Below are 26,446 nucleotides of genomic sequence, written 5' to 3' on the forward strand. Positions count from 1 at the left end.
GTGTTGTCGTCGACGGTGACAAGTGAGGTCAGTCCGCTGTCGGGGCTGTGACGGGTTGTCCGGGCTTGGAAGGGGACGTTGCATAGCCGGACCTACGGTGTGGAGCGTTGTGCTTTCCGTTTGCTGTTGGTTCGTTCGTCGGGGCAAACGCGGATCCGGACAGGACATCGCCTGTCCTGCCAGCACGTGGAACGCCTGTTGCAGACGGTGACAGGACTACTTGTAATGAAAATGGGCACTCCGAAAGTTTTAAGGGGGGAAGAAAACTGTGGAAATTAAGGTGAAGCGAATCGATCATGTGCAAGTGTGTATCCCGATTGGAGCAGAGGACGAGGCGAGGGGATTTTATACAGATATTCTAGGTTTTCAGGAAATAGAAAAACCGGATGCGCTCAAACCGAACGGCGGATTGTGGTATGATCTCGGCGGCGTTCAACTGCACATTGGGGTGGAAGAGATGGATAGTGACAAGAGCAAGCGGCATCCGGCTTTTGAAATTGACGATGTGGACAGAGTAAGACGTTACCTTGAACGTCGAGGTGTCGTGACGCAAGATGAAATCCCGATTCCGGGGGTGAAGCGCTTTTCCCTGTTCGATCCATTCGGGAACCGGATCGAATTGTTAGAGAGAAAACGAGAGGCGTCACGACGTTAAACAGTTGCCTGTTCCGCTGCAAATGCGTCGATCTCAGCCTGAATGCCGGTTTGTATCTCTTTCAGCTTGGCGAAGTCCGTGGCGTGGCGATAGATGGCGTCTAACTGGTCCCACAGCTCTTTCGCTTGCGAGAGGCAGGACGTGGCTTGTCGCATTTTGGCCGAATAGCGCTCCCGAATGTCGTGTATTTGTGTTGCGTGCGTTTCGTCCGTTCCGGGAGCGATTGCATGGGCATACATGTCAATCACCTCATCGCCCTCACGCTCAGGGAAGTGCTCATGGGGAGCCGTGCTGTCGAAGATAGCTGTTTTTAGTTCTGGCAGAAGGACCATATCGAGGCTGTGGGGGTCAAACCCGCAATGGTAAATTTCTGCGTCAAATCCGCGCTCTTTGGCGGCTGCGGCGACTTTTTTCAACATACTGGACTTTCCGGAGCCGGGGCGCCCTTTGATGAAATAGCGTTTGTTCATCTCTTCCGTCAAGTTTTGAACAAAATCGACCGGACCTTTCGGGGTCGCGGCACCTAAGAACATGTGACGCACATGTGACGGTTTCGTTAACGCTTTGTCGGAAAACATCTGCTCTATCACGCGGTGTGCCAGGTTGTTCGCCTTGACGGGGTCTAAGTTGTCGATGTAGATTTTTTCCCATTCGTCGTGAATGCGGAGGGCGTCGGCAAAGGTCTTGTAAGCTTGTTGAAACGTTTTGGTCATCTGTTTGTTCCGCGTTCGGATGTGTTCTTTCTGTTTTCTCAATTGATTTAAATCCCAGGCGACGCCTATGTTGACGTATTCCTCTATCGCACCGGGTGCTTGCGGTTCGACCGTACGGACAGCGCTTCCGTCCACGACCCCGAGTTTAAGCTCGGGCACGATTACACCGTCAACAGACGCGTCGTCAGACGCACAATGCAAACGTTCGATATCGTACCCGCGGCTCGACATCGTGTCGCCTATTTGTTTGATGATCGTTGACTGCCCGGTACAGGGGCCGCCGATTAAGAAGTAAAGGCGATCGAGCCCGGCGAGGACAGAATTGAACAGACTGTAATAACCCCTCGCTGTATGACCTGCCGCGAAAAAGTTTCGGACTTTGCCCGCCATGTGAGACGCTCCTTTCCTTCTGAACGTAGACATTATTTAGTATATGGCAAAAGGCTTCTGTGGGTGCCCGCCCATGATAGGCGTTTGTGGTCGAAGCCCCAACGTTCCAGCGTTCCTGCGACAGTTCTCGTTCGATCGTGTTCTCACCTCTCAGACCACACTTACACTGCTGCCGACAGAGTCGCGTGGAGGCATTATCAGCTCGCTTGCAGAAGGGAGGGGACCCACAAATTAATTGTATGAGAGGTGAGCGGATGATCAAGCCGAAAGCTTTATTGTAAAAACATGTGAAAAGAAAGCGGAACCCGCCACCGGATGGCGTTTTTTGCAGGGAAGCGGTGCTGGAACGACAGACGTTTACCATAACCGAGAACGCCGTTACATAGCGAATAATCTCCCCGTCACATTTGTTCCCTGGCGGAGAAAGCATTACAATAAAAGTTAGGGAACACTGTGACGAGGTTTGCGACGACGTCGCAAGCCGAGCAGAAGGAGGCGTTCAAAAATGGCGGAAGTACAAGTGGGACAACGTGTGCCGGATTTTCGTCTGCCGGCCTCGAACGGCGAAGAGGTAGCGTTGAGTGATTTCAAAGGCCAAAAAGTGGTCATCTACTTCTACCCGAAAGATATGACGCCTGGTTGTACGACCGAAGCGTGCGATTTTCGCGACGTGCACAGTCAGTTTAAAGACTACAACGCAGTCGTAATCGGGATCAGTCCGGACGATCTCAAGTCACACGACAAGTTCATCGCCAAACACGACTTGCCGTTTTTGCTTTTGTCTGACGAAGACCACGAAGTGGCGGAGATGTTCGGCGTGTGGAAACTGAAGAAAAACTTCGGCAAAGAGTACATGGGGATTGAGCGCTCGACGTTTGTCGTCGACGAAGAAGGCAAACTGGCCAAAGAGTGGCGAAAAGTCAAGGTCAAAGACCATGTGCAAGAGGTGCTCAATTTCGTCAAGACAATGTAAACTCACAAAGGGATGACTGAGTATACATGGGGCCGTTAATCGGCCTTCATTTTTTTCCGAGATTTTGAAGGCGATTGAACCGGTATTACGTCAAGTGTTGTAGGAGAAGGAGGGGGCGAGGCGTGACAGACGAAGAACTGGTTGAGCGGGCGAAAAAAGGCGACAACAGGGCGTTCCGTCAACTGGTGGAACGGTATGAGGCGTTCGTCTTCACGAAAATTGTCCACATGGTCAAACAGCGGGAACTGGCAGAAGACTTGGCGCAGGAGACGTTTTTGCAAGTGTACCGCTCTCTCCCTAGTTTTGACGGTCGGGCCCGCTTTTCGACATGGTTGTATCGGATCGCACATCACAAAGTCATTGATTGGACACGTTCGAGGGCGAAAAAAGAAACGAGTAAAGAACTGGCCTTACGAGATGTGTACCCGTCGGACGATTCCTTGGAGGAGCAAGTGGTGAACCGGGACACGAGCAACCGTCTATTTCTCTTGATTCATGAACTTCCCCAACACTATCGTGATGTACTGTTGATGTATTTCGGACAAGAGCTGTCCGTCAAAGAAATAGCCGCCCAACTCAACGTTCCGCACAAAACAGTCCAGACGAGAATCGTTCGCGGCAAAAAGCGATTGTTTCAAAGGTGGCAGGAGGTGAACGGGCGTGACTTGCCGGGAAGCTCAAGAACAGTTGTGGCGTCGCCTCAGTCAAGCAAACGTTGAAGACATCCGTTTGCAACAGCATCTCGCTTCGTGTCCTGGGTGTGCTCGCACGTGGCAAGAGATGCGACAGTTCGAGCAAGACCTCTCCAATTTAAAACTGCAAACACCTTCGGCACGTTTTGTCGACAACGTGATGGAACGCGTGGAACCGGCCTCGTGCCCCCCTACGGCCGACCCGCGCGAAACCGATGGGCAACGTGGAACCACCTGTGGGTGGCGAGTGCGGCAACATTTGCCTTATGTTCCATGGTGAGTCGGGTGGAAGCGGACAGTTCCTCAGGACTGCAAGCGTTCACCGTTTACGCTTTAAAAATCGGCTGGGCCGTCACGGAAATGGCAGGAAAAATCTCGAATGTGTTTTAACAAGGACCTGGAGGGAAAGACATGGAGCGCAAGCGAAAGACGAGAGACAAGTGGATCAGCGCCGTACTGTCCATTTTGTTGCCAGGGACCGGGCACATGTACCTTGGATTTATCGGTCTCGGGTTAGGCATAATGTGTGCACTCTTTGTGAACATTGCCCTGATCGTTGCACTGGTCGTTTTAGGCATTTATATCGTTTTTCCCATTAGTATCGCCTTAGTGACGTTTTTTGGTCTCATGATACCGGTCATTTACTTTTACGGTATTTTTGATGCATTGCAAAAGGTGGAAAAGAAGTATGCGTCCAGCGAGTTGTTCGCTTCCGACGCAGTTCTCCACAGCCCGACTGACAGGGATTCCGAATGGCCAGACGAAGTGTATGACACTCGGTACAGTGAAGGATCTCACTGGGCTGGCATTGCCCTCATGGCCCTCGGGGTGGTCTTGCTCATCAACTTTCTGCTCCCCAATCCTGTTCTGGATTGGCTGTTCCGCCATTTTCAGACGTTGTTTGCCGTGCTGTTACTTTTAAGTGGCGTTTGGCTCATCTGGCAGCAGTTGCGCCGGGGAAGAGGGGATCGCATATGAAAGCTGTGAAGGCGGGAAGGTGGACGGTCGCGAGTTCCCTTATTCTGATCGGGTTAGCGTATTTGTTCGATCAGTGGACGGAATCGGACCTCATCATGGTTGTGTTGCCCTGGTGGCCTGTTTTACTTGTCGCCCTAGGTGTGGAAATCATGTTTTTATACCGGCGAACGGAAAGGCCGGTTCGGCTGGACGTCGTCGGGATTGTGTTGGTAGGCGTGATCGTCGCTGCCGGAAACGTCATAGCCGGTGTGCAGCAGTGGGGATTGAGTTTTTCATTTGACCGTGACGTTTTCGATGTTTCCTTAGGAGAAAACTGGGAAAGACATACTTTGGAACCGGTCACGGTTTCCATTGATGGGCAAGAGCGTTTACAATTAGAGTATGAAAGCGGTCATGTCAAGGTTGTGCCGCATGAAAGGTCGGACATCGTGATTGAGCCGACTTTACTGTTTCCCCGTGGACACAAGCCAACCGCCCCCGCGAGAGACATCCATTTTGACATTGATAAGACGAGCGATCTCGTTTCGGTGAGAGCCGACAGATCTGGAGACAGAACATGGAGGTTCGGTTTTCAAGATTCGCGGCCTATCGCATTAAATGTGAACGTCCCAGCCCATTTCTCAGTTATGGTAGACAGTGATAACGGAGACATTCGGGTGGAAGAAATAGGGGGAAACGTGTTCGTTCACTCGGACAACGGCAAGATTGAAGTGAAAGGCATCGAGGGTAATGGGAACTTTGAGACGGACAACGGCGTTATCACAGCTATCGATACGGGAGGGTCTGTCGAAGCGAAGGCGACGAACGGTGCGGTCCATGTGGAAAATGCTGGCGGAGACGTGATCGCGAAAACAGACAACGGGAAGATTTTGATTCAAAGTCAACAGCTTTCCGGAAACTGGGAAGCTGATACAGATTTAGGCGCGATTGAAGTCGTTTTGCCCGAATCGAGTGGCACTGTCATTGAAGCTGAGACAGATGTCGGACATGTGACGAGCGAAGTTCCTTTATACAACCATGACGGAGACGGGAAAAAAAGTACTGGTACCATCGGGGATGGGACGTACACAGTTCGGTTAAAAAGTGACGTCGGCAACATTAAAATCCGGAAAACTACGGATTAACGCTGACAGGTAAGGTAAAACCACTCTGGCGTTAACTGTCAGCTTATGGGAGGGACGGCGTTTGAACATTTTGTCCACAACGAATATGAGCGAGAAACATCAGCAGCGCTTGTCAAAACAGTTTCCCCAACATCGATTCATTTATGCGGCAAACCCGGAAGAAGGGAGGAGCGCTTTAACCGAGGCAGATGTGCTGGTGGCTTTCGGAAACGGAATTGGCGAAGAAACGTTGGATGAGGCTCCCCGTTTGAAATGGATTCACGTCATGAGTGCCGGTCTGGAAACTCTCCCCTTTCCGAAATTGCAGGATCGCGGCATCTTGCTGACGAACGTTCGGGGAATCCACGCCATTCCGATGGCGGAATACACTTTTGCCGCCATGTTACACATATCTCGCCGCATGGGCGAGCTGGCACAAGCGCAACGGGAGAAGCGCTGGGCAAAACGGTTGCGTGTGACGGAGTTGTGGGACAAGTCCCTCGGGATCGTCGGGGTCGGGGCCATCGGACGTGAGATTGCCCGTCGGGCAAGAGTGTTCGGCATGTACACACTCGGGGTTAACACAGATGGACGTTCAGTCGAGGGCGTTGACGAGACATGGGCGACTCACGATTTGAAGAAGGTCCTCGCTAGAAGTGACTTCGTCGTCGTCGCGGTTCCGTTAATTCCGAGTACTCGCCGCCTCATCGACCGCGAAGCGATTGCCTCGATGAAAGAGACTGCTTACTTGATCAATGTCGCCCGGGGTCCTGTTGTCGATGAGGCGGCGCTCGTTGAAGCGTTGGAACAAAAGAGGATTGCCGGAGCAGTGCTGGATGTGTTCGATGAAGAACCGTTGCCCGAAGACCATCCCTTCTGGACGATGGACAATGTGATGGTGACTCCGCACATTTCCGGCTTGTCCCCAATGTACATGACCCGAGGCGTCGATTTGTTTATCGAGAACTTGTCTTACTACACGCGCGGCGAGATTGAAAAAATGCAAAACGTTATCGACGTGACGAGGCAGTATTGACGGACCTTTGGCTGTGAACAGGAGAGCGGTTTTCTCCTGTTTTTCTTATGTTCTGGGAAGTGTATAATAACGGTGAAAAGACGGGAGGAAGATCTGGAAAATGAGACCGAAGCCAAAACGAGTCCAGACGAAGAAAATATTGGAAACACTAGAGCGGATGTATCCAGAAGCAAAATGTGAACTTCATTTTCGCACCCCATTTGAGCTGTTAATTGCGACGATATTGTCCGCACAGTGCACGGACAAACGCGTGAACGAAGTGACGGCACGACTGTTTGCAAAATACAACACGCCTGAAGATTTTTTGCCCTTAACTGAGGAACAGCTGCAGGAGGAAATTCGTGGACTCGGTTTGTATAAAAACAAAAGCCGCAACATTCTCGCCACATGTCGTATTCTGTATGAGAAGTACGATGGGAAAGTGCCTAAAGACCGCAAGGCGTTGGAGGCGTTACCTGGAGTTGGGCGCAAAACGGCTAATGTCGTCTTGAGCAACGCGTTCGGTGTCCCTGCTCTGGCCGTTGACACTCACGTTCAACGGGTGTCGAACCGGTTAGCACTGGCCGATAGCGAAAACCCACTGGAAACAGAGCGACAACTCATGCGCAAAATTCCGAGATCACAGTGGTCAAAGGCGCACCATTGGTTGATTTGGCATGGGCGGCGCATTTGTGTCGCGCGCAAGCCGCGATGCCTCGATTGCGACCTTTTGCCGTACTGTTGGTACGGAAGATCACGCCATCCTAAAGAAAGGAGGAAATCTGGTGAAAGTGGTGATGTGCATAGCAGGTCAAAAGATCGCCCCTGATCTTCTGGAGAAATTGGAACAGAACAACTATCGGGTCACTCGGCTGGCGAGTGAGGGGGGATTTTTGAGAAGAGGGAATGCCACTTACCTCATTGGGGTTGAGGATGACGAAGTATCCAGGCTGTTAGGGATCGTGGACGATTTGAAGGCACAGAACGGTCACACTTCGTCAGCCCAGAGCGTCTTGGCTATCGTGTTGGATGCCGAAGCGGGTGGAGCGTTCGTGCATACGAATAAACAACAATCTTGACCGCATTTGTTGACAAAATTGTGGCTTACAGCATAGACTATATTATAAGCATTATCAATTGATAATGATGCTCAATTCAAAGCGAGGTGTGCATGACGATGGCGGAGCGATTGAAACATGCGGTAGATCAGCTGAAGGCCAAAGGTGTCCGAATGACACCTCAGCGTCATGCCATATTGACATATCTTATGGAAACAATGACTCATCCGACAGCTGATGAAATTTACAGAGCTTTAGAACCGAGATTTCCGAACATGAGTGTCGCGACCGTCTACAACAACTTGCGCGTGTTCAAAGAAGCAGGTCTTGTACGCGAGCTGACGTACGGTGACTCCTCTAGTCGCTATGATGCCAATACGGTGGATCATTACCACGCCATATGCACGCAGTGCGGAAAGATAAAGGACTTCGAATACCCTTCACTCGATCCTGTCGAGCGTCAAGCCGCTGAGGAGACGGGGTTTCTCATTCACTCTCACCGAATGGAAGTGTATGGGGTATGTAAAGAGTGCCAGCAAAAACAGAATGTGATAGCTCAGTAACCCTACCCTCTGCGACAGCGATCGGATATGGATAGGACTTTGTCTGCAGTAAAAAGATCCTGGTAAAAAGTTCAGGATCTTTTAATGTTTATGGAGCTGATTTCTGTCACTCGAGGAACCGTCTTTTTTTGAATCGGGAGCGTATTTCGGATCCAGTGACAGTGTCGTTTTACAGAACATGCACTGATCGGTCGTTCCTAACATTTTCGTGATTTTTCCACATTCGGGACATTGTACTTGCACGGCCTGAGTGGACAACATCCCGGCCCAAAAGTATATTCCGAAACTTGAAAGCATGACGACGAGACCGAAGATGAAAAAGAAAACCATCCATGACGGCCACAGGAAGCCAAAGTACATGACGATGATGCCGAGAAAAACGAGTCCGAGTGCAATAGTCCTCAATTTATTTAATTTGCTTGCCAAAAGCATTGATGTCCCTCCAGGTGCGATTCGAATCTGTGTTTTCAGTATACTACAACCGCCTGGAATATAAAAATTTAACTTTCCTGTTGACGTCTTGTCAGATGCGTGGTAGGATATGTCTTGCCGCTCCGAGAGCGGTGAAAAAGTGCTGCGCAGGTGCGAATGGAAAGAAATAGCGTATTGACAGCAAACGCCCTGCGTGATAAGATGTAGGATGTCGCCTTTCAGGCGAGAGCGCGAATGTTCCTTGAAAACTGAACGAACAAGCCAACGCCCCAAGAGCTTGGAACAGCTTGTTTCGTACAAGGAGCCTGTTTGGCTTCTGAAGAAAGTGTTACGCAGCTGAGCTGCGGACAGACCATGATGAATGGAGAGTTTGATCCTGGCTCAGGACGAACGCTGGCGGCGTGCCTAATACATGCAAGTCGTGCGGGTGAAGCCGACCGCCCCTTCGGGGGCGGATGGTGGAACCAGCGGCGGACGGGTGAGTAACACGTGGGCAACCTGCCTGCAAGACCGGGATAACTGCGGGAAACCGGAGCTAATACCGGATAAGAGGCTTTTCCGCATGGGGGAGCCTTAAAAGGCGGCGGAAGTCGTCACTTGCAGATGGGCCCGCGGCGCATTAGCTAGTTGGTGAGGTAAGGGCTCACCAAGGCGACGATGCGTAGCCGACCTGAGAGGGTGACCGGCCACACTGGGACTGAGACACGGCCCAGACTCCTACGGGAGGCAGCAGTAGGGAATTTTCGGCAATGGGGGGAACCCTGACCGAGCAACGCCGCGTGAGCGAGGACGGCCTTCGGGTTGTAAAGCTCTGTCATGTGGGAAGAACGGCTAGGAGAGGGCATGCTCTTAGCGTGACGGTACCACAGGAGGAAGCCCCGGCTAACTACGTGCCAGCAGCCGCGGTAACACGTAGGGGGCGAGCGTTGTCCGGAATTATTGGGCGTAAAGGGCGCGCAGGCGGTCTCTTAAGTCTGATGTGAAAGGCCACGGCTCAACCGTGGGATGGCATTGGAAACTGGGGGACTTGAGTGCAGGAGAGGGGAGCGGAATTCCCGGTGTAGCGGTGAAATGCGTAGAGATCGGGAGGAACACCAGTGGCGAAGGCGGCTCTCTGGCCTGTAACTGACGCTGAGGCGCGAAAGCGTGGGGAGCGAACAGGATTAGATACCCTGGTAGTCCACGCCGTAAACGATGAGTGCTAGGTGTTAGGGGCGTCACGCCCTTAGTGCCGAAGTAAACACATTAAGCACTCCGCCTGGGGAGTACGGCCGCAAGGCTGAAACTCAAAGGAATTGACGGGGGCCCGCACAAGCGGTGGAGCATGTGGTTTAATTCGAAGCAACGCGAAGAACCTTACCAGGGCTTGACATCCTCTGACCCCTCTAGAGATAGAGGTTTCCCTTCGGGGACAGAGAGACAGGTGGTGCATGGTTGTCGTCAGCTCGTGTCGTGAGATGTTGGGTTAAGTCCCGCAACGAGCGCAACCCTTGAGCTTAGTTGCCAGCATTGAGTTGGGCACTCTAAGCTGACTGCCAGTGACAAGCTGGAGGAAGGTGGGGATGACGTCAAATCATCATGCCCCTTATGTCCTGGGCGACACACGTGCTACAATGGCTGGTACAGAGGGCAGCGAAGCGGTGACGCGGAGCCAATCCCTAAAAAGCCAGTCTCAGTTCGGATCGCAGGCTGCAACTCGCCTGCGTGAAGGAGGAATCGCTAGTAATCGCGGATCAGCATGCCGCGGTGAATACGTTCCCGGGCCTTGTACACACCGCCCGTCACACCACGAGAGTCTGTAACACCCGAAGTCGGTGAGGCAACCGTAAGGAGCCAGCCGCCGAAGGTGGGACAGATGATTGGGGTGAAGTCGTAACAAGGTAGCCGTATCGGAAGGTGCGGCTGGATCACCTCCTTTCTACGGAGTAAAAAAAGGCGTTCGGCTTGTTCGTTTAGTTTTGAGGGAGACATTCTCAGAAGAGAATGGTCTCTGCCGTCCCGTGGAGGGGCGGATGTGTTCCTTGAAAACTGGATCGGAAGCATTCACCGGGATGACGAGAGTCATGTCGAGAACGATTAAGCGAGAAAGGGCGCACGGTGGATGCCTAGGCGCCAGGAGCCGACGAAGGACGGGGCGAACACCGAAATGCCTCGGGGAGCCGTAAGCAGGCGTAGATCCGGGGATGTCCGAATGGGGGAACCCGCTCTCTTTCATAGGAGAGCATCCGTTGCTGAATGCATAGGCAGCGGAGGGCAACCAGGGGAACTGAAACATCTTAGTACCCTGAGGAAAAGAAAGCAAGGCGGGCCCCGCGAAAGGGAACCTTTCGTGGGTGCTCAAAGCGATTTCCTGAGTAGCGGCGAGCGAAACGGAAACAGCCCAAACCCGGCACTCAACTGAGATCCACAAGACGCATTTATCATATGCGTAGTGGGTTTGAGTTGAGTGCCGGGGGTTGTGGGGCGTCTCATAAGGAGTGAGAAACGGACGGGATAGCCGAAGCGGCCTGGAACGGCCCATCAGAGAAGGTAAGAATCCTGTAGGCGAAATTCTGTCCGCTCCGAGACGGACCCCGAGTACCGCGGGGCACGGGGAACCCCGTGGGAAGCAGGGAGGCCCACCTCCCAAGGCTAAATACTCCCTGGCGACCGATAGCGCACCAGTACCGTGAGGGAAAGGTGAAAAGCACCCCGGGAGGGGAGTGAAAGAGAACCTGAAACCGTGTGCCTACAAGCAGTCGGAGTCCGGGTAATCTGGATGACGGCGTACCTTTTGTAGAATGGACCGGCGAGTGACGATGCGTAGCGAGGTTAAGCGGGAGACGCGGAGCCGTAGCGAAAGCGAGTCTGAAGAGGGCGATTTTAGTTGCGCGTCGTCGACCCGAAACCGAGTGATCTACCCATGTCCAGGGTGAAGGTCGGGTAACACCGACTGGAGGCCCGCACCCACGTCTGTTGAAAAAGGCGGGGATGAGGGGTGGGTAGGGGTGAAATGCCAATCGAACTCGGAGATAGCTGGTTCTCCCCGAAATAGCTTTAGGGCTAGCCTCAGGGGAAGAATCGCGGAGGTAGAGCACTGATTGCGTGAGGGGCCCTCGACGGGTTACCGATCGCAGTCAAACTCCGAATGCCGTTGATTCGGTTCCTGGGAGTCAGACGTCGGGTGCTAAGATTCGACGTCGAGAGGGGAACAACCCAGACCATCAGCTAAGGTCCCGAAGTATCCGTTAAGTGGGAAAGGATGTGGCGTTGCCGAGACAACCAGGATGTTGGCTTAGAAGCAGCCATCATTGAAAGAGTGCGTAAAAGCTCACTGGTCAAGTGACGTCGCGCCGAAAATGTACCGGGGCTAAACGGATCACCGAAGCTATGGGCGGGACACCGTGGTAGGGGAGCGTACCCAGTGCAGCGAAGGATTTCCGGGAGGGAATGTGGAGCGCTGGGTAGTGAGAATGCCGGTATGAGTAACGATAAGAGGGGTGAGAATCCCCTCCGCCGAAAGCCTAAGGGTTCCTGAGGAAGGTTCGTCCGCTCAGGGTAAGTCGGGACCTAAGCCGAGGCTGAAGAGCGTAGGCGATGGAGAACAGGTGGAGATTCCTGTACCACCGCGTTCCGATTGAGCGAAGGGGGGACGCAGGAGGGCAGGGGAGCAGGCGGATGGATGTGCCTGTCCAAGCGGTGAGAGAGCAGCGCGAGGCAAATCCCGCGTTGCGAGGATCTTGAGCCGTGATGGGGAGTGAAACTTAGAGTAGCGAAGTCCCTGCACCCACACTGACAAGAAAAGCCTCTAGCGAGGAGCGCGGTGCCCGTACCGCAAACCGACACAGGTAGGCGAGGAGAGGATCCTAAGGCGCACGGGAGAACTCTCGTTAAGGAACTCGGCAAAATGGCCCCGTAACTTTGGGAGAAGGGGTGCCCCGTTAGGGTGGCCGAGAGGTTGCCTGAGGGGGCCGCAGTGAAGAGGTCCAAGCGACTGTTTAGCAAAAACACAGGTCTCTGCGAAGCCGCAAGGCGACGTATAGGGGCTGACGCCTGCCCGGTGCTGGAAGGTTAAGGGGAGGACTTAGCGGAAGCGAAGGTCTGAACCGAAGCCCCAGTAAACGGCGGCCGTAACTATAACGGTCCTAAGGTAGCGAAATTCCTTGTCGGGTAAGTTCCGACCCGCACGAAAGGCGTAACGACTTGGACACTGTCTCAACGAGAGGCCCGGTGAAATTGTAGTATGCGTGAAGATGCGCATTACCCACGACAAGACGGAAAGACCCCGTGGAGCTTGACTGCAGCCTGATAGTGGATTTGGCGATGATGTGTACAGGATAGGTGGGAGCCAGAGAAATCGGTTCGCCAGGATCGAGGGAGGCGCCGGTGGGATACCACCCTCATCATGGTTAAATCCTAACCGACCGCCGTGAGCCGGTGGCGGGACATTGTCAGGTGGGCAGTTTGACTGGGGCGGTCGCCTCCTAAAAGGTAACGGAGGCGCTCGAAGGTTCCCTCAGCGCGGTTGGACATCGCGTGAGGAGTGTAAAGGCAGAAGGGAGCTTGACTGCGAGACTGACAGGTCGAGCAGGGACGAAAGTCGGACTTAGTGATCCGGTGGTTCTGAGTGGAAGGGCCATCGCTCAACGGATAAAAGCTACCCCGGGGATAACAGGCTTATCTCCCCCAAGAGTCCACATCGACGGGGAGGTTTGGCACCTCGATGTCGGCTCATCGCATCCTGGGGCTGAAGCAGGTCCCAAGGGTTGGGCTGTTCGCCCATTAAAGCGGTACGCGAGCTGGGTTCAGAACGTCGTGAGACAGTTCGGTCCCTATCTGTCGTGGGCGCAGGAAATCTGAAGAGGAGCCGTCCTTAGTACGAGAGGACCGGGACGGACACACCGCTGGTGGACCAGTTGTTCTGCCAAGGGCATCGCTGGGTAGCCACGTGTGGCCGGGATAAGCGCTGAAAGCATCTAAGCGTGAAGCCCCCCTCAAGATGAGATTTCCCACCAGGCACTCAGGTGCTTGGGTAAGACCCCTTGGAGAAGACGAGGTGGATCGGTCCGAGGTGTAAGCGTGGTAACACGTTGAGCTGACGGATACGAATCGGTCGAGGGCTTAATCGAGAGAATGCTTCCGACCAGTTTTGAGGGAATGCTGTCTGGTGGCCATAGCGGAGGGGACACACGCGTACCCATGCCGAACACGACCGTTAAGCCCTCCAGCGCCGATGGTACTCGGGGCGAGAGCCCCTGGGAGAGTAGGTCGCTGCCAGGCGAAAATGTGAAAATAATAATTTCACCTCTAACACGGAGAGGTGTCCGAGTTGGCCGAAGGAGCACGATTGGAAATCGTGTAGGCGGGTAACCCCGTCTCGAGGGTTCGAATCCCTCCCTCTCCGCCATCTCTGAACTGGTAAGGCCCGTTGGTGAAGCGGTTAACACACCAGCCTTTCACGCTGGCATTCAGGGGTTCGAATCCCCTACGGGTCACCACGGACGGTTAGCTCAGCTGGGAGAGCACCTGCCTTACAAGCAGGGGGTCGGCGGTTCGATCCCGTCACCGTCCACCATGCCGCGGGGTGGAGCAGTCAGGTAGCTCGTCGGGCTCATAACCCGAAGGTCACAGGTTCAAATCCTGTCCCCGCAACCAATATCCCTTGGAGCTGTGGTGTAGAGGCCTAACATGCCTGCCTGTCACGCAGGAGATCGCGGGTTCGAATCCCGTCAGCTCCGCCATCCTTTACTTTTCGTCAAGTGTTGACTTACTAAGCGCAAACATGTTAATATGGTATTCGTCACTGCAGTCGTATTTAAGCCAGAAAATGGAGGTACTCCTCCTTTCCTGAAAGCGAAAAAAGCTCGCTAAAACCTGAAAACCCAACGCAGCGCGGTTCGGTAGCTCAGTCGGTAGAGCAGAGGACTGAAAATCCTCGTGTCGGCGGTTCGATTCCGTCCCGAACCACCATTTTAACTCTGTTTGCCGGTGTAGCTCAACTGGTAGAGCAACTGACTTGTAATCAGTAGGTTGGGGGTTCAAGTCCTCTCGCCGGCACCAGTGGTTAGAAATATGGAGGGATACCGAAGTGGTCAAACGGGGCAGACTGTAAATCTGCTGGCGTTGCCTTCGAAGGTTCGAATCCTTCTCCCTCCACCATGGATAGCTCATCCTTATCAGCGTCTGTCTGCCCGCATCATGGGGCACCTTGTGTAGGGGCGTAGTTCAATGGTAGAACAGTGGTCTCCAAAACCATCGATGCGGGTTCGATTCCTGCCGCCCCTGCCATAATACGGCGGCCGTGGCGAAGTGGTTAACGCACCGGATTGTGGCTCCGGCATTCATGGGTTCGATTCCCATCGGTCGCCCCACAGCATTTGAATTTTGGGGAGTAGCCAAGTGGTAAGGCAACGGACTTTGACTCCGTGATGCGCAGGTTCGAATCCTGCCTCCCCAGCCATAATAAGCGGAAGTGGCTCAGGGGTAGAGCATCGCCTTGCCAAGGCGAGGGTCGCGGGTTCGAATCCCGTCTTCCGCTCCATTTTATCCCGCTTAAGCGGCGGCATAGCCAAGTGGTAAGGCAGAGGTCTGCAAAACCTTTATCCCCGGTTCGAATCCGGGTGCCGCCTCCACTTATAGCGTGATCATTTTGTGAGAGGCAGAGATGCGACACTTATTTCGCCGGGGTGGCGGAACTGGCAGACGCACAGGACTTAAAATCCTGGGGAGGGTTAACCTCCGTGAGGGTTCGAGTCCCTCCCTCGGCACCAATAGGCGGACGTGGCGGAATTGGCAGACGCGCAAGATTCAGGATCTTGTGGTCATTACGACCGTGGGGGTTCAAGTCCCTTCGTCCGCACCATTTAACAATGCGTGTGCCCTTAGCTCAGCTGGATAGAGCGTCTGACTACGAATCAGAAGGTCGGGAGTTCGAATCTCTCAGGGCACGCCATTTTATTTAAAATGCCGAAGTGGCGGAATTGGCAGACGCGCACGACTCAAAATCGTGTGGTCTTTGACCATGTGGGTTCGACTCCCACCTTCGGCACCATATTGATGTCCTCATCTAGGGTTTCAGTGTACGCTGAAACTCTTTCATTGTAGCAAACCTTTGGCTTTCTACATCTCTCGGTTAACGGTATTTGCGATGGGAGACAAATGCTGGTAAAATAATACGTGACAGTGAAAAGGTTACGGGGTGTGGCTCAGCTTGGTAGAGCACCTGCTTTGGGAGCAGGGGGTCGCAGGTTCAAATCCTGTCACCCCGACCATCCAAAAAGCCGCATACGAAGCTTTAATTAAACGCACCCACTTTAAAAAAGTGGTTTTTTTGTCTGTTCGGCACCATTACTTGACATTTTGAAGCCAGTCGTATACCATATACCGGTATCATGTCGCTTCTCCTCTTTGCGTGATGAAATTGCTTTGAAAGGAGGGGAAACAGCGTTGGCCGTCAAAACATTCAAGATTAACGGGATGACATGTGACCATTGCAAGCGCGCCGTAGAAGGAGCTCTCAGTAGTTTAAACGGCGTGAAAGAAGTCTCAGTCAATTTAAAAACAAATTCAGCAGATGTCACGTACAACGAGAACCAAGTGACAGAAAGCCAAATGAAACAAGCGATTGAAGAACAGGGATATGACGTGAAGTAATCGACCGAACGGCAGGGGCAGTGCTCCTGCCTTATTATTTTTTTGTTTTCAAACATCCGGGTGCATTCGCCTTCGCATGGGGTTTTTCTTACGTTCCGGTGGATAGTATAGTAGTAAGCGGAGAGTATAACGTGTGGTTTTGTCGATAAACATCCGTTTTGGGGTTCTTTATAAAATCTTAACAATTCGGGTCCATACTGTTACATGAACCGTTTAAAATGAAGGTGAGGTGACACCGATGCGTTGGCGAAATGTCCTTTTCGGTTTGGCGATATTGTTACTTGTGGTAGGAGCGGTTGTTGTGAATCAGTCGAAAGAGGAAGAAACCGCTGGCGAAAAGAGACAGGAAGCAGTTGGCCCTATACAACCTGATCGCGACGTGAAACCGCAGGAGGGGTTTGCAGCACCAGACTTCGAACTCGAGACGCTGTCGGGGGAAACGGTGCGCTTATATGAAAATAATGGGAAACCGTCGCTCATTAATTTCTGGGCTTCATGGTGTCCGCCGTGCAAAGTGGAAATGCCCCACTTACAGGAAGCGTACGAACAGTACGGTGAGCAAGTCAATTTTCATATGGTGGATCTTGCCTTTAACGACGACTTCGACAATATGAGCCAGTATATCGAAGAAAACGGCTACACCTTCCCCATTCCGTTGGACGAAACGGGAGATGTGGCGACGACGTATCAAGCTGTGGCCATCCCCACGACGTTTGTCGTGGACGAGAAAGGGATCATTACACACCGCATTCAAGGGGCGATGACGGAGCAACAGATTCGAGATATCATGGAAGAGTTAACGGAGTGAAGGAGGTGATCTTGTGGAAGTAGCCGATGTGACACTCTGGCTGGCATTCGGAGCAGGGGTGCTGTCGTTTATATCACCGTGCTGTCTCCCCCTTTACCCGTCTTACATCTCCTACATCACGGGTGTGTCGGTCAGTCAGCTAAAAGGGGATGAGCAAACTGGGAAGATACGTAAACTCACGATGTTCCACACGCTGTTTTTTATCGTCGGCTTTTCCATTATCTTTTTTGCGTTAGGTTTGTCCGCTTCCTGGATCGGGCAGATTTTTATCGGGAATCAAGACTTGATCCGCATGCTGGGCGGCATCTTGATTATCGCTATGGGGCTTTTTGTCATGGGTGTCATTAAACCGTCCTTTTTAATGAAAGAAAGGAAGTGGTCCGTCAACCGCAAGCCGGCGGGATATGTTGGCTCCGCACTTGTCGGTATGGGCTTCGCAGCAGGGTGGACACCGTGTATCGGACCGATTTTGACCGCGGTGTTGCTGTTAAGTGCGTCCAACCCTTCGCAAGGGCTAGCGTATATCACGGCTTACACCTTGGGGTTTGCGTTGCCGTTCTTTATCATGGCCTTTTTCATTGGTCGCACGCGGTGGATTTTAAAGTATTCTTCTAAAATTATGAAAATTGGCGGAGCGGTTATGGTGCTGACGGGGATACTGTTGTACACCGGACACATGACCAAAATTACGACGACGTTGATCGACCTTTACGGCGGGTTTACAGGATTTTAATGGGGGAGTGACGATGTGTGATCCGGTCATGATTAACGTCGGACCCCTTTTTCTCCCCTTGCACGTCGTTGCAATCGCGCTGTTCGTTTTTATATCGGTTTGGCTGGCGGAAAGGTTGTCCCCGGAATCCCGTTTCGTACGGAAAACCGTCATCGAATGGCTGCCGACTGCATGGTTGATGGCCCTCGTCGTATACAAATTCAGCCCGGCGCTGTTCAACCCGGGTCAAGTGTGGCGAAACCCGGCTATATTGCTCTATCTGTCAGGAACGGACGTATCTTTTCTCTTGGCAATTCTGCTGACAGCCTGTTGGCTGGCGTGGAAAACTTTTCATTCTCCGTTACTTTGGGCTACAGCTGACGTTATGGCCGTTTCTGGTTTGTTGAGCGTCATCGCCTACAACGTTTTGTTTAAAGACTTGGGAAATACCACCACATTGTGGCAGATTTGGGGGAACGGCCATGATGTTTACCATCCGCTGCACGTATACCGAATTATTCTGTTACTGCCGTTGGTCATATGGATCTTCCGCAAGTGGAGGCGGTTAGAAAACGGACGTGTTTTTAGCCTGACCTCACTCTGGATCGGGACTGTGTACATCGTGACGTCGTTTGCCGACTTCCACACCGGAAGTTTTAAGTTTTTGTTGACGAAAGAGCAGTGGGCTGGTGTTATATTGGCACTGGCAGGTTTCACAGCTAAAGTTTACCAGGATCAAAGGAGAAGCGAGAGCAAATTGTGAGATGGGGGAATGCTTCATGGAACTTAAAAGGGAAGAACGTGGATTTGTGACTGAAACTGCGTACGGCTCCTTGCATGTATCGTCTGACGAACAGCAAGGATTTCGCCCCTTCCAGTTGATGGCTGCATCCGTTGCAGGATGTAGCGCCATCGTATTAAATAAAGTGATGGCAAAGATGCGGATACCATGTGACGACATAAAGGTTTCGGTTCAAGTGGAGCGGAATGAGGCGGAAGCGAACCGCATCGAAAGGTTACAGCTGCACTTTGTCATTCGCGGACAAAACCTGAAAAAGGATAAGGTTGAGAGGGCGATGGCGTTGGCTCGTAAAAATTGCCCGATGGTTCAGTCTGTTAAAAACAGTATAGATGTCACAGAAACGTTTGAAATTGTTGAATAAAGTCTCGTTTGTTGACATATCCGCCATAAAGCGCATACACAATCTGACGGTGATTGGGACCGTATTCTAGGCCTCGGCGCCATTTGCCAATGTCGTGACTGGAAGAGGCGTCGAAGATCAGAACACACCGGAGCAACTTTATGTGGCCACTCATAGTTACCAACTACTGTGGAGAGCCGTCCCTTTACCGTCGGCATCGCCATTTTCGCCCAATCGTTTGAGACGGGGTACAGTGGGGGACGGTGACGGCCGCGACGATTGTGGTGATCTTTCCTCTGTTGGTCGCGTCCTTCATTTTCCAGAAACGGTTTGTGACGCGTTTCATGCATTCCGGTATTAGATAAGGCTTCTTCCTGTGATAGGCAGACGATTAGAAAGAGGGATGGAGATGGAAGTCGTTTTATTGGGAACCGCGAGTGCAGGGGCAGCGCGGTAAGGGACAATACGTATTTCCTGCTGCGCCGCGGGCAAGGCAGTGTGCTCGTTGATGTGGGAGGGGATCCCCTCGGCAAACTGAAGAGACTCAATGTTCCCCTCGATGACATTGAGCAGGTCGTCTTCACTCATTTTCATATCGATCACATTTACGGACTTCCTTCATTGCTGTGGGGGATGTGGCTCGGCGGAAGGACAAAACCACTGACGCTACATTGCTCCACCGGTGACCGTGAGCGACTTCAGCGTTGGTTGGACGTTTTGGAAGTCAAGAAGTGGCCTGTGGCATTTGACATTCACATCGTGACGTACGAGTGGCGTAAGGAAACGGTTTTGGTGAGCGACCAGAACTTGTATCTCTCGACATTTCCCAGTCAACACGTTGGAGAGACAGTCGGGCTAAAGCTCGTGCACAATGACCAGGTGCTCATGTACTCGGCTGACACGATGCCGAACGAGCGGATTAAGCGAGAGCCGAAAATTGACGTCTTAATTCACGAAGCGACGACTGCAGAAAAACAACTACCTCATCATACCAGTTTGAACAGTATCATACAGTACTATGAAATGGAGCAGATAGACAAAGTCGTACTCGTCCACTTGACGGACGGGGAACCGTATGAAGCCGTGTTAAAACGAGCAACGCCAGCAGTTAGGCAGAAAGTGACACTCGGATTCGACTTCATGAACATCAGTATGTGAGTATGTGAGTAAAGGGAGAGATTGGGAGGCATCCCAAGCTGTATCGACCTCGATGGGCTTTGACGGCTTGGGATATTTTGTTTTAAGTGGCGAGGGCTGAATGAAGACTATCTTTTCCGATTATATCTTTTGATTTAGACGGAGCGATTTACGTTGGGGACCTAATTGAGCGACGGTGCAGATCAAGTGATCGAGGCACTTCAGTCCGCAGGAAAACGTGTACTAAGCCATCTGTTCTAATCACTAAAATGGCGCTAAACGTGTTAAAATTAAACTGGTGAGACAGTTGCAGAGATTCAAGAAACTGGAAAATGTGGCTTTCGTCCATCCAATTGGCGATATTGGAAAAGAGCAGATGGGAGTACGCTTTTTGGCGCATAAGATTGGAGCCGACGGTTCGGTGACGACGGCTCCAACATTATCTTAACCGCCAAACGGCATCACTTGTTGACCATTCAACGATTGTTTGCGTTTGATTCAGTTTAGGTACCCAACCCGATGCGATTGAGGTATTACCGGGAGTGGTGGTTCCCCGTATCGTTAAAACGCATTGGAATGAAGCACCATTTGCCGATTATGGCCGGTGGTTTGATCACGGAGTTGACTGATGTGGAGACAGCACTTAAATGCGGGGCTATCGGTATTTCAACTTCGACCCAACAACTTTGGCAATGGCAAGACGGGAATGAGTAAAACAAATGGAGGTCTGCGAAGATGTTAGACATCGATTACGCGGCTGTCGCAGAAAGGCTAATCCTCGCGGCGGTACTCGGCGGAATTATCGGATGGGAGCGGGAACGGCGCAATAAGCAGGCGGGGTTTAAAACCCACTTACTCGTCTCCGTCGGTTCCGCACTCATTATGTTGACGTCTATTTACGGCTTCGGCGATCTCGTCGACCATCCGAACGCCCGTTTCGACCCGGCCCGGCTCGCCGCGCAGGTGGTGAGCGGCATCGGGTTTCTCGGTGCCGGTGCCATTTTGCGCCATTCCAACATGGTGGTTTCCGGATTGACGACGGCCGCGACACTGTGGGTTGTGGCGGCCATCGGTTTAAGTGTGGGAGCGGGGTTTTACTTCCCCGCCGTCGCGACAACAGGCATCGTGTTAATCAGCGTGGTCGTGCTGAGAGGGGTCGAGGTCCGGTTTGCGAAGACGAAAAAAGTGAAAGAGCTGAACATCACGGTTGAAGACGTGGAAGGAACGCTCGTGGACATTAGCGACGTCCTGGACAAAGAGAGGGTAGACGTCCGCAAAGTGACCTTTTCAACCAAACAGGGCGGAGAGGAAGCGGCCCTCACTGTCGTCAAGTTCCGCATTCGGATGCCAGCCAAGAAAGATTCCCTCGAACTTGTGAATCGACTGCACAACATTCACGGCGTCAAAGAAGTGCAGTTGCGCAAGTTCACGACGTAAAGGAGGGATCAATAAGCCGACTGACACTTTGTTTGCCTTCAAGGTTGCCGTTTATGCGAGATGGACGCGCACTCCTTCATCTCGCCACTTTTGTATGTCATGTTCATCGACTTCCTCTCCGGTAACCAAATCGTGCACGTGTTTTGTATTGACCACTGTGTGCAGGGATACACGCCCAATCTTCGTGTGGTCTGCGACTACAATCACTTGTTTGGCTGCACGGATCATGCCGCGTTTCGCTGGGACTAAATACTCATCGAAGTGAGTCAGGCCATGTTGGTGGTGAAGAGCCGGTGTTCCAATAAACGCTTTGTGAACGTGGAGGGATTCGAGAACTTCATCGGTAATCATGCCGTTAAGCATGTAGCTTTCGGGAAACAAAATCCCCCCTGTGACGATCACTTTGATAGACTTGGCGAAACGCAAATTGGCAGCAATATTAATGTCGTTCGTGATGACGGTTAAGTTTTTCTTGTGGGCGATCGACTCAGCAACGCGCAAAGTGGTCGTTCCAGAGTCAAGAATAATGTTGTCTCCATCTTCCACGAGCTCTGCTGCCCGCTTTCCGATTCGTTTTTTTTCTTCAAATTGTACGGACTCTCGTTCTTGAAAGGGCGGTTCTGAGTGAACTTCTTCCTCAATCATGACACCGCCGTGAGTGCGCTTCAGTCTCCCTTCCTTTTCCAAAGTCGAGAGATCGCGCCGAATCGTCGCTTCGTGAACGTGAAAGTGCTTAGCCAATTCTGAGACGGTGGCGACGTCGTGTTGTTTCACAAATTGCAGTATTTTCCTTTGCCTTTCCAGTGGGAGCATGTGGGTCAACCTCACTTGTACGTTGATTGGGACCAGTACGATGGCCCATGTTCTTAACGTTACGCGGCATGTGTATTTCATTTTAAATAATGATAAATAGGCAATCAAGGGCAATTTTGAGCGATCAAAAGGTTAAATCACGGATATTTTAAATTAAAACAAACACACATGAGCATTGGCGTGGAACACGCGAGATACACAACTTGACGAAACCGAATTTGGCAGGAGTCTTTATAATATGTAAAGAGGGTGTTCTCGGTGAAGGACAGTCTTGCGCAGTGACGATACTGGGCCTTCCCTTGACACTCTCACATCTTTCGCTACAAAGGAAGGGATACAGTGAAAGTTAAAGCTCTCGCCCATCGAGGGTATTCTGCCAAATATCCGGAGAACACGTTGTCTTCGTTTCGGGCAGCTTATGACCTTGGCTTTACCCATCTGGAGTTGGATGTCCACCTAAGCAAGGACGGGGTTCCGGTCCTGATGCACGACTTGAGGATCGACCGTACGACCAACGGGAAGGGGTTTGTGAAAGATTATACGTATGAAGAACTAAAGCAGTTCCGGGTCGGGGACAGAGAAACGATTCCTACGCTAGAAGAGGCTTTAAGATTTGCCAAAGATAAAATGCGAGTGTGCATTGAGTTAAAACAGAAAGGGAATTGGTACCCTGGCTTGGAAGAAACAGTCCTCCAAGTGATAGAAGAAACTGGTATGCTGAAGCAGGTTTATGTGAATTCGTTCGACCATTTTGCTGTACAAAAAATGCGCAGTCTCTCAAAAGACATTGAATTAGGCCTGATACAGTACGGCATTACACCATCCGTTATCCCCTTTATGAAGGAAATCGATGCAACGTATTTGTCCTTCAGGGTAGAATTTCTAACAGATGAATATGTGAAGGCTTGCCGTGACGCAGGGATCCAGGTTGTCGTTTGGCCTGTCGATACAGAATGGCAGTTTAAAAAAGTGAGTCGCTATCCATCGGTTCTGAGTACGACGAATCAATTAGAACGCTTTAAAAGGCTTTGCGAAAAACTCGTTCAACAATAGAACGAGTGGGGGCAGATTGGCCCATTTAAGAACTGGGTCCGTTTTTACGGTCCGTTCTACTGTAGATGGCACGGCCGTCGGCAAAGGGGTCGTCCTCGCAGCAGGCTCGGTGGTCTCGTCGGATGGGAGCAGGAACGCCAAACAGGAACGCTAGCGGATATCAGCGACGCCAGGCCAGAGGGCAGACGTCGGCAAAACAGGGCGGAAGGGAAACAGCCCTCACTGTCGTGGATCGCATGCCAACATTTACGGCGTAAAGTGAAACATTAGCGAATAGCGGTGCGGCTTTTGTATTGGGAAGGAGAGGGAATCACATAGTGTTTTAAAAAGTGGGCGACGGCATGTTCCTCGTTGGATGGCATCACGACGTCCGCCCTTTTTTTTGCTGACGGATGTGCGTTCCCGACGGCTGCGGACAATCCAGCTACTTCAAACATGGACAAGTCGTTCAAATGATCGCCGATGACCGCTACATCTTGCAAGGGGATATTCCATTCCTCTGCCAGTTGGACGACAGCTTTCCCTTTTGATGTGTGGAGGGGCAACACCTCCAAATAAAAATCGGCGGACTGGATGACGGTCAGCTCGTCGAATTCCGGTTGTTCTTGAAGATGGGGGACGACTGTCTTCTCGACGTTCGGTTTCACAATGACGAACTTAATAATGGGATTTTCTTGTGGGATCTCCACAAGTCGGTTGACCTCGACGATGGTAAACCCTTCTTCGTCTAACCCTTCTGCGGTAAATTCGTTCATTCCCTTCGTGTAAATGGCCTTCGGTGTGAAGATGAGAATGTCCACATCGGGCAACATGCGTTCGATTCGAGCGACAAAATTTAACGTTTTGTTCCGCTCCAAGCACGTGACAGTGTGCAAGTGATCCTGCAGTGGATCGTAAAGGATGGCACCGTTGCACAAAATGACGGGCAACTCCAAACCGAGTTCCTCAATAAACTTTTTCGTTTCCAAATAACTCCGGCCGGTGGCGAGGGTGACCTGGCCCCCCAACTGCCGGTATAAGCGGATCATGTTTTTATTTTTTTCGGAAATTTTCCGGTCCTCACCAATCAACGTTCCATCAATGTCTGACACAAACAATCGGTATTTTAAGTTCACGTTATCCACTCCTTACTGCTATTGTAACGGTATTTTGTGAAGAACGCTTTAACGTTTTGTAAATCATCGTGTGCTGGTGTGAACCTACACTCTATTGTAGCCATTCGATTAGAAGACTCAAGAAAGTGTCAAAAAGTATAAAAGGGTTCCCTCGTACGAACGTCGAATTAGAGCATACGGGAACAGCCCCATCGGTTGCACTCGCGGGGGAAACTTGATATTGTAAGGAAACCGACAATCTACTTTGAAACGTATGAATGGCACAGTCGTCAGGTGCGTGTTTTCTGAAAGGAGCGTGTGCATGAATCGCCTGCGGGAGATACTGCAACGCATTGACGGAAAAGGGTACAAAGCGTACAAAGACATACAGGGCGAATACCGCTTTCCGAAGTTTTTGCTGTTTATCGACTATGTACAGGGAGATCCGTTCGCCAGTCCTACCAAAATTCGCGTTCGCATGGAGCAGCGACAGGCGAAATACGATCCAGACTGGTATCACACCCCTCACCGTAAAGTGGCCTTAAAAGATTTTGTCGCTAGAAGGTTAGCTGAGGTGATCCGCCGGGAGAAACCGAACATCGGCGGCACGGGGAAAAGCGGTCTCATCGCCGTCGACGCTCCAGGACAGACGATTTTGGATCGTACGACGGTTGTGGTGACACCGGAATACGTGGAGGCGAGAATATCCATTGGCCTTCCGGCCAGCGGACGGCGCATCTTGGGACAAAAGGCCGCCCGATTGCTTCTGGAGGTCATTCCGTCGATCGTCGCCAAATCTTTGCCAAAAACAGCTCTAGATATAGATCAGCTGGAAGAACACTTAAAGTTGTCTGACAATCAATTCGCTATTCGCCAGTACATGGCACAGAAGGGGTGGATCGTCTTCGTTGCCAACGGTTCGGTGCTTCCCCGCGAGAGCGGGATCAGTGATCGGCCGCTCACCGGTGACCGGGTCGTTCGCTTTCAATCTCCTCCGACACTGGAGCAGTCCGTCCCTGTTCCCCACGGAGATCCGGTAAAGGGGATGGCGTTGCCTCGAGGCGTCCACTTAATCGTTGGCGGCGGCTACCACGGGAAAAGCACGTTGCTGAAAGCGATTGAGCGTTCCGTCTACGATCACATTAAAGGCGATGGGCGGGAGTATGTCTTTACCGAGCCCTCCGCTGTTAAAATCAGAGCGGAAGACGGTCGACGGGTGGAAAAAGTGAACATCTCGCCGTTTATTAACAACTTGCCCTTTGGTCAGAATACGGAGCGCTTCTCAACGGAAGATGCCAGCGGGAGTACGTCACAAGCCGCGAACATTGTGGAGGCGTTGGAAGTCGGATGTCGCTGTTTACTGATCGATGAAGATACGAGTGCGACGAATTTCATGATTCGCGACGGGAGGATGCAACGTCTCGTGGCGAAAGAGAGGGAACCGATCACGCCGTTTATCGACCGCGTGCGACAGCTGTCAGAAGAAAAGTCTGTCTCCACCGTCCTCGTGCTCGGTGGATCGGGAGACTATTTCGACGTATGTGATACAGTGATTATGATGAATGAGTATTTGCCCTACGACGTCACGGACAAAGCGCGTCAAATTGTAAAACAAGTGGACAACACCCGCCAGGCAGAAAGCGGGGGATCGTTCGGCAGTGTGACACCGCGAAACGTCCTGCCCTCCAGTTTTCAGGCGCGTCGCGGCAACAAGGAAAAAGTGGACGCCAAAGGTCTCCACCGGATCGTCTACGGCCGAACCGATATCGACCTTTCAGCGTTAGAGCAGCTCGTCGATGTGAGCCAAACGCGTGCCATTGCTGAGATGATGCGCGTGTTGGCAAAGCTTGCAGACGGGAGTACGCCGTTAGTCGACTGTATCGACCGGCTGTACGAACAAATTGAGCGTGAAGGTCTCGATTCGGTGTCTCCGTTTTACGGGATGCATCCGGGAGATTTGGCTATGCCCCGCAAGTTTGAGTTGGCTGGAGCGGTAAACCGGCTCCGGACGCTGCGCGTTACTTGAGCATTCAGTCAAGGGCAGTT

Annotated in this window: 25 protein-coding genes, 18 tRNA genes, 3 rRNA genes and 1 pseudogene; 43 read left to right on the forward strand and 4 right to left on the reverse strand. The window is 51.9% G+C overall.

Annotated features, from left to right (window positions below):
• Window positions 1-268 precede the first annotated feature (268 nt).
• Complete coding sequence (locus B0W44_RS09165; RefSeq protein ID WP_077719795.1) at window positions 269-655, forward strand: VOC family protein; 387 nt, start codon at window positions 269-271, stop codon at window positions 653-655.
• Here the strand turns inward: B0W44_RS09165 and B0W44_RS09170 are convergent.
• Complete coding sequence (locus tag B0W44_RS09170) at window positions 652-1,758, reverse strand: PRK06851 family protein (protein ID WP_077719796.1); 1,107 nt, start codon at window positions 1,756-1,758, stop codon at window positions 652-654. The two genes, B0W44_RS09165 and B0W44_RS09170, sit on opposite strands and share 4 nt — an antisense overlap.
• A 505-nt stretch (window positions 1,759-2,263) precedes the next feature.
• Here B0W44_RS09170 and bcp point away from each other — a divergent pair.
• The 8 genes from bcp to perR all read left to right on the forward strand — a co-directional run bounded on the left by bcp (window position 2,264) and on the right by perR (window position 8,140).
• Window positions 2,264-2,731 (forward strand): thioredoxin-dependent thiol peroxidase, encoded by a 468-nt coding sequence (bcp, locus tag B0W44_RS09175; RefSeq protein WP_077719797.1) that lies wholly within the window; start codon window positions 2,264-2,266, stop codon window positions 2,729-2,731.
• 122 nt (window positions 2,732-2,853) lie between these two features.
• Window positions 2,854-3,450 carry an RNA polymerase sigma factor gene (locus B0W44_RS09180; RefSeq protein ID WP_169835507.1) on the forward strand — a complete coding sequence of 199 codons (597 nt, stop codon included), beginning with the start codon at window positions 2,854-2,856 and terminating at the stop codon, window positions 3,448-3,450.
• A gap of 384 nt (window positions 3,451-3,834) precedes the next feature.
• On the forward strand, window positions 3,835-4,401 hold the full coding sequence (locus B0W44_RS09185) for a hypothetical protein (RefSeq protein ID WP_077719799.1): 567 nt from the start codon (window positions 3,835-3,837) through the stop codon (window positions 4,399-4,401).
• Window positions 4,398-5,525, forward strand: coding sequence for a DUF4097 family beta strand repeat-containing protein (locus B0W44_RS09190; RefSeq protein ID WP_077719800.1), 1,128 nt, complete (start codon window positions 4,398-4,400; stop codon window positions 5,523-5,525). The genes B0W44_RS09185 and B0W44_RS09190 overlap by 4 nt, the downstream gene beginning before the upstream one ends.
• 70 nt (window positions 5,526-5,595) lie before the next feature.
• On the forward strand, window positions 5,596-6,540 hold the full coding sequence (locus B0W44_RS09195; protein WP_257788072.1) for a D-2-hydroxyacid dehydrogenase: 945 nt from the start codon (window positions 5,596-5,598) through the stop codon (window positions 6,538-6,540).
• A gap of 100 nt (window positions 6,541-6,640) precedes the next feature.
• A complete protein-coding gene (gene nth / locus B0W44_RS09200) occupies window positions 6,641-7,348 on the forward strand; it encodes an endonuclease III (protein WP_077719802.1) in 708 nt (235 codons plus the stop codon).
• On the forward strand, window positions 7,317-7,598 hold the full coding sequence (locus B0W44_RS09205; protein WP_418304093.1) for a cyclic-di-AMP receptor: 282 nt from the start codon (window positions 7,317-7,319) through the stop codon (window positions 7,596-7,598). Before nth ends, B0W44_RS09205 begins: the two co-directional genes overlap by 32 nt.
• Before the next feature lie 98 nt (window positions 7,599-7,696).
• Window positions 7,697-8,140: a peroxide-responsive transcriptional repressor PerR gene (perR, locus tag B0W44_RS09210; protein ID WP_077719804.1), complete on the forward strand. Its 444-nt coding sequence runs from the start codon at window positions 7,697-7,699 to the stop codon at window positions 8,138-8,140.
• Window positions 8,141-8,221: 81 nt separating this feature from the next.
• On the opposite strand, the gene B0W44_RS09215 is transcribed toward perR, so the two are convergent.
• Window positions 8,222-8,572, reverse strand: a complete 351-nt coding sequence (locus B0W44_RS09215) for a DUF2614 family zinc ribbon-containing protein (protein ID WP_077719805.1) — start codon at window positions 8,570-8,572, stop codon at window positions 8,222-8,224.
• Window positions 8,573-8,930: 358 nt separating this feature from the next.
• On the opposite strand from B0W44_RS09215, the gene B0W44_RS09220 reads away from it, so the two are divergent.
• The 31 genes and pseudogenes from B0W44_RS09220 to B0W44_RS09365 all read left to right on the forward strand — a co-directional run bounded on the left by B0W44_RS09220 (window position 8,931) and on the right by B0W44_RS09365 (window position 21,440).
• A 16S ribosomal RNA gene (locus B0W44_RS09220) occupies window positions 8,931-10,490 on the forward strand.
• Between the two features lie 156 nt (window positions 10,491-10,646).
• A 23S ribosomal RNA gene (locus B0W44_RS09225) occupies window positions 10,647-13,680 on the forward strand.
• A 34-nt stretch (window positions 13,681-13,714) separates the two neighbouring features.
• A 5S ribosomal RNA gene (gene rrf / locus B0W44_RS09230) occupies window positions 13,715-13,831 on the forward strand.
• Together the 16S, 23S and 5S rRNA genes with 18 tRNA genes alongside form the textbook arrangement of a ribosomal RNA operon.
• 34 nt (window positions 13,832-13,865) lie before the next feature.
• Window positions 13,866-13,958: transfer RNA gene (locus tag B0W44_RS09235), tRNA-Ser, on the forward strand.
• Window positions 13,959-13,973: 15 nt separating this feature from the next.
• Window positions 13,974-14,049: transfer RNA gene (locus B0W44_RS09240), tRNA-Glu, on the forward strand.
• Window position 14,050: 1 nt separating this feature from the next.
• A tRNA-Val gene (locus tag B0W44_RS09245) sits at window positions 14,051-14,126 on the forward strand.
• A 3-nt stretch (window positions 14,127-14,129) separates the two neighbouring features.
• A tRNA-Met gene (locus B0W44_RS09250) sits at window positions 14,130-14,206 on the forward strand.
• A gap of 9 nt (window positions 14,207-14,215) precedes the next feature.
• Window positions 14,216-14,292, forward strand: a tRNA-Asp gene (locus B0W44_RS09255).
• A 153-nt stretch (window positions 14,293-14,445) separates the two neighbouring features.
• A tRNA-Phe gene (locus tag B0W44_RS09260) sits at window positions 14,446-14,521 on the forward strand.
• 14 nt (window positions 14,522-14,535) lie between these two features.
• A tRNA-Thr gene (locus B0W44_RS09265) sits at window positions 14,536-14,611 on the forward strand.
• A 14-nt stretch (window positions 14,612-14,625) separates the two neighbouring features.
• Window positions 14,626-14,710, forward strand: a tRNA-Tyr gene (locus tag B0W44_RS09270).
• Between the two features lie 55 nt (window positions 14,711-14,765).
• Window positions 14,766-14,839: transfer RNA gene (locus B0W44_RS09275), tRNA-Trp, on the forward strand.
• A gap of 7 nt (window positions 14,840-14,846) precedes the next feature.
• Window positions 14,847-14,922, forward strand: a tRNA-His gene (locus tag B0W44_RS09280).
• 14 nt (window positions 14,923-14,936) lie between these two features.
• Window positions 14,937-15,011, forward strand: a tRNA-Gln gene (locus B0W44_RS09285).
• Between the two features lie 6 nt (window positions 15,012-15,017).
• A tRNA-Gly gene (locus B0W44_RS09290) sits at window positions 15,018-15,092 on the forward strand.
• Window positions 15,093-15,109: 17 nt separating this feature from the next.
• Window positions 15,110-15,183 (forward strand) — tRNA-Cys (locus B0W44_RS09295).
• A gap of 48 nt (window positions 15,184-15,231) precedes the next feature.
• Window positions 15,232-15,321, forward strand: a tRNA-Leu gene (locus tag B0W44_RS09300).
• A 4-nt stretch (window positions 15,322-15,325) separates the two neighbouring features.
• Window positions 15,326-15,413 (forward strand) — tRNA-Leu (locus tag B0W44_RS09305).
• A 13-nt stretch (window positions 15,414-15,426) separates the two neighbouring features.
• Window positions 15,427-15,503: transfer RNA gene (locus tag B0W44_RS09310), tRNA-Arg, on the forward strand.
• Window positions 15,504-15,516: 13 nt separating this feature from the next.
• Window positions 15,517-15,602 (forward strand) — tRNA-Leu (locus B0W44_RS09315).
• Window positions 15,603-15,745: 143 nt separating this feature from the next.
• Window positions 15,746-15,822, forward strand: a tRNA-Pro gene (locus B0W44_RS09320).
• Between the two features lie 175 nt (window positions 15,823-15,997).
• Complete coding sequence (gene copZ, locus B0W44_RS09325; protein WP_077719806.1) at window positions 15,998-16,204, forward strand: copper chaperone CopZ; 207 nt, start codon at window positions 15,998-16,000, stop codon at window positions 16,202-16,204.
• Window positions 16,205-16,442: 238 nt separating this feature from the next.
• Window positions 16,443-17,012 (forward strand): TlpA family protein disulfide reductase, encoded by a 570-nt coding sequence (locus B0W44_RS09330; RefSeq protein WP_077719807.1) that lies wholly within the window; start codon window positions 16,443-16,445, stop codon window positions 17,010-17,012.
• Window positions 17,013-17,025: 13 nt separating this feature from the next.
• Window positions 17,026-17,745, forward strand: a complete 720-nt coding sequence (locus B0W44_RS09335; protein ID WP_077719808.1) for a cytochrome c biogenesis CcdA family protein — start codon at window positions 17,026-17,028, stop codon at window positions 17,743-17,745.
• Between the two features lie 13 nt (window positions 17,746-17,758).
• Window positions 17,759-18,487, forward strand: coding sequence for a hypothetical protein (locus B0W44_RS09340; RefSeq protein WP_077719809.1), 729 nt, complete (start codon window positions 17,759-17,761; stop codon window positions 18,485-18,487).
• Between the two features lie 16 nt (window positions 18,488-18,503).
• Window positions 18,504-18,887, forward strand: a complete 384-nt coding sequence (locus tag B0W44_RS09345; protein ID WP_077721321.1) for an OsmC family protein — start codon at window positions 18,504-18,506, stop codon at window positions 18,885-18,887.
• Between the two features lie 125 nt (window positions 18,888-19,012).
• Window positions 19,013-19,231, forward strand: a pseudogene (locus B0W44_RS18525) (carbohydrate ABC transporter permease); the annotation flags it as partial.
• 133 nt (window positions 19,232-19,364) lie between these two features.
• Window positions 19,365-20,024, forward strand: a complete 660-nt coding sequence (locus B0W44_RS09355; protein ID WP_169835509.1) for an MBL fold metallo-hydrolase — start codon at window positions 19,365-19,367, stop codon at window positions 20,022-20,024.
• 277 nt (window positions 20,025-20,301) lie between these two features.
• Complete coding sequence (locus B0W44_RS18115; protein ID WP_169835510.1) at window positions 20,302-20,451, forward strand: beta/alpha barrel domain-containing protein; 150 nt, start codon at window positions 20,302-20,304, stop codon at window positions 20,449-20,451.
• Window positions 20,452-20,522: 71 nt separating this feature from the next.
• Window positions 20,523-20,717 (forward strand): glycerol-3-phosphate responsive antiterminator, encoded by a 195-nt coding sequence (locus B0W44_RS09360; RefSeq protein WP_077719811.1) that lies wholly within the window; start codon window positions 20,523-20,525, stop codon window positions 20,715-20,717.
• A 21-nt stretch (window positions 20,718-20,738) separates the two neighbouring features.
• Window positions 20,739-21,440 (forward strand): MgtC/SapB family protein, encoded by a 702-nt coding sequence (locus B0W44_RS09365; RefSeq protein WP_077719812.1) that lies wholly within the window; start codon window positions 20,739-20,741, stop codon window positions 21,438-21,440.
• Between the two features lie 51 nt (window positions 21,441-21,491).
• Here B0W44_RS09365 and B0W44_RS09370 read toward each other — a convergent pair whose 3' ends face one another.
• Entirely contained in the window at window positions 21,492-22,253 is a 762-nt protein-coding gene (locus tag B0W44_RS09370; protein WP_077719813.1) for a DeoR/GlpR family DNA-binding transcription regulator, read from the reverse strand.
• Window positions 22,254-22,592: 339 nt separating this feature from the next.
• Between B0W44_RS09370 and B0W44_RS09375 the strand changes: the two genes are divergently transcribed.
• Together B0W44_RS09375 and B0W44_RS18900 are read left to right on the forward strand one after the other, a co-directional pair.
• Complete coding sequence (locus tag B0W44_RS09375; RefSeq protein WP_077719814.1) at window positions 22,593-23,306, forward strand: glycerophosphodiester phosphodiesterase; 714 nt, start codon at window positions 22,593-22,595, stop codon at window positions 23,304-23,306.
• A gap of 122 nt (window positions 23,307-23,428) precedes the next feature.
• Window positions 23,429-23,563 carry a hypothetical protein gene (locus B0W44_RS18900; protein ID WP_257788045.1) on the forward strand — a complete coding sequence of 45 codons (135 nt, stop codon included), beginning with the start codon at window positions 23,429-23,431 and terminating at the stop codon, window positions 23,561-23,563.
• A gap of 9 nt (window positions 23,564-23,572) precedes the next feature.
• Here the strand turns inward: B0W44_RS18900 and B0W44_RS09380 are convergent, their stop codons facing one another.
• Window positions 23,573-24,421: a Cof-type HAD-IIB family hydrolase gene (locus tag B0W44_RS09380; RefSeq protein ID WP_169835511.1), complete on the reverse strand. Its 849-nt coding sequence runs from the start codon at window positions 24,419-24,421 to the stop codon at window positions 23,573-23,575.
• A 301-nt stretch (window positions 24,422-24,722) separates the two neighbouring features.
• Between B0W44_RS09380 and B0W44_RS09385 the strand changes: the two genes are divergently transcribed.
• Window positions 24,723-26,426, forward strand: coding sequence for an ABC-ATPase domain-containing protein (locus B0W44_RS09385; protein ID WP_077719816.1), 1,704 nt, complete (start codon window positions 24,723-24,725; stop codon window positions 26,424-26,426).
• The last annotated feature ends 20 nt before the right edge of the window (window positions 26,427-26,446 follow it).

Origin of the sequence: Novibacillus thermophilus (assembly GCF_002005165.1) — a bacterium.
In the GTDB taxonomy this organism is placed as follows: Bacteria; Bacillota; Bacilli; order Thermoactinomycetales; family Novibacillaceae; genus Novibacillus; species Novibacillus thermophilus.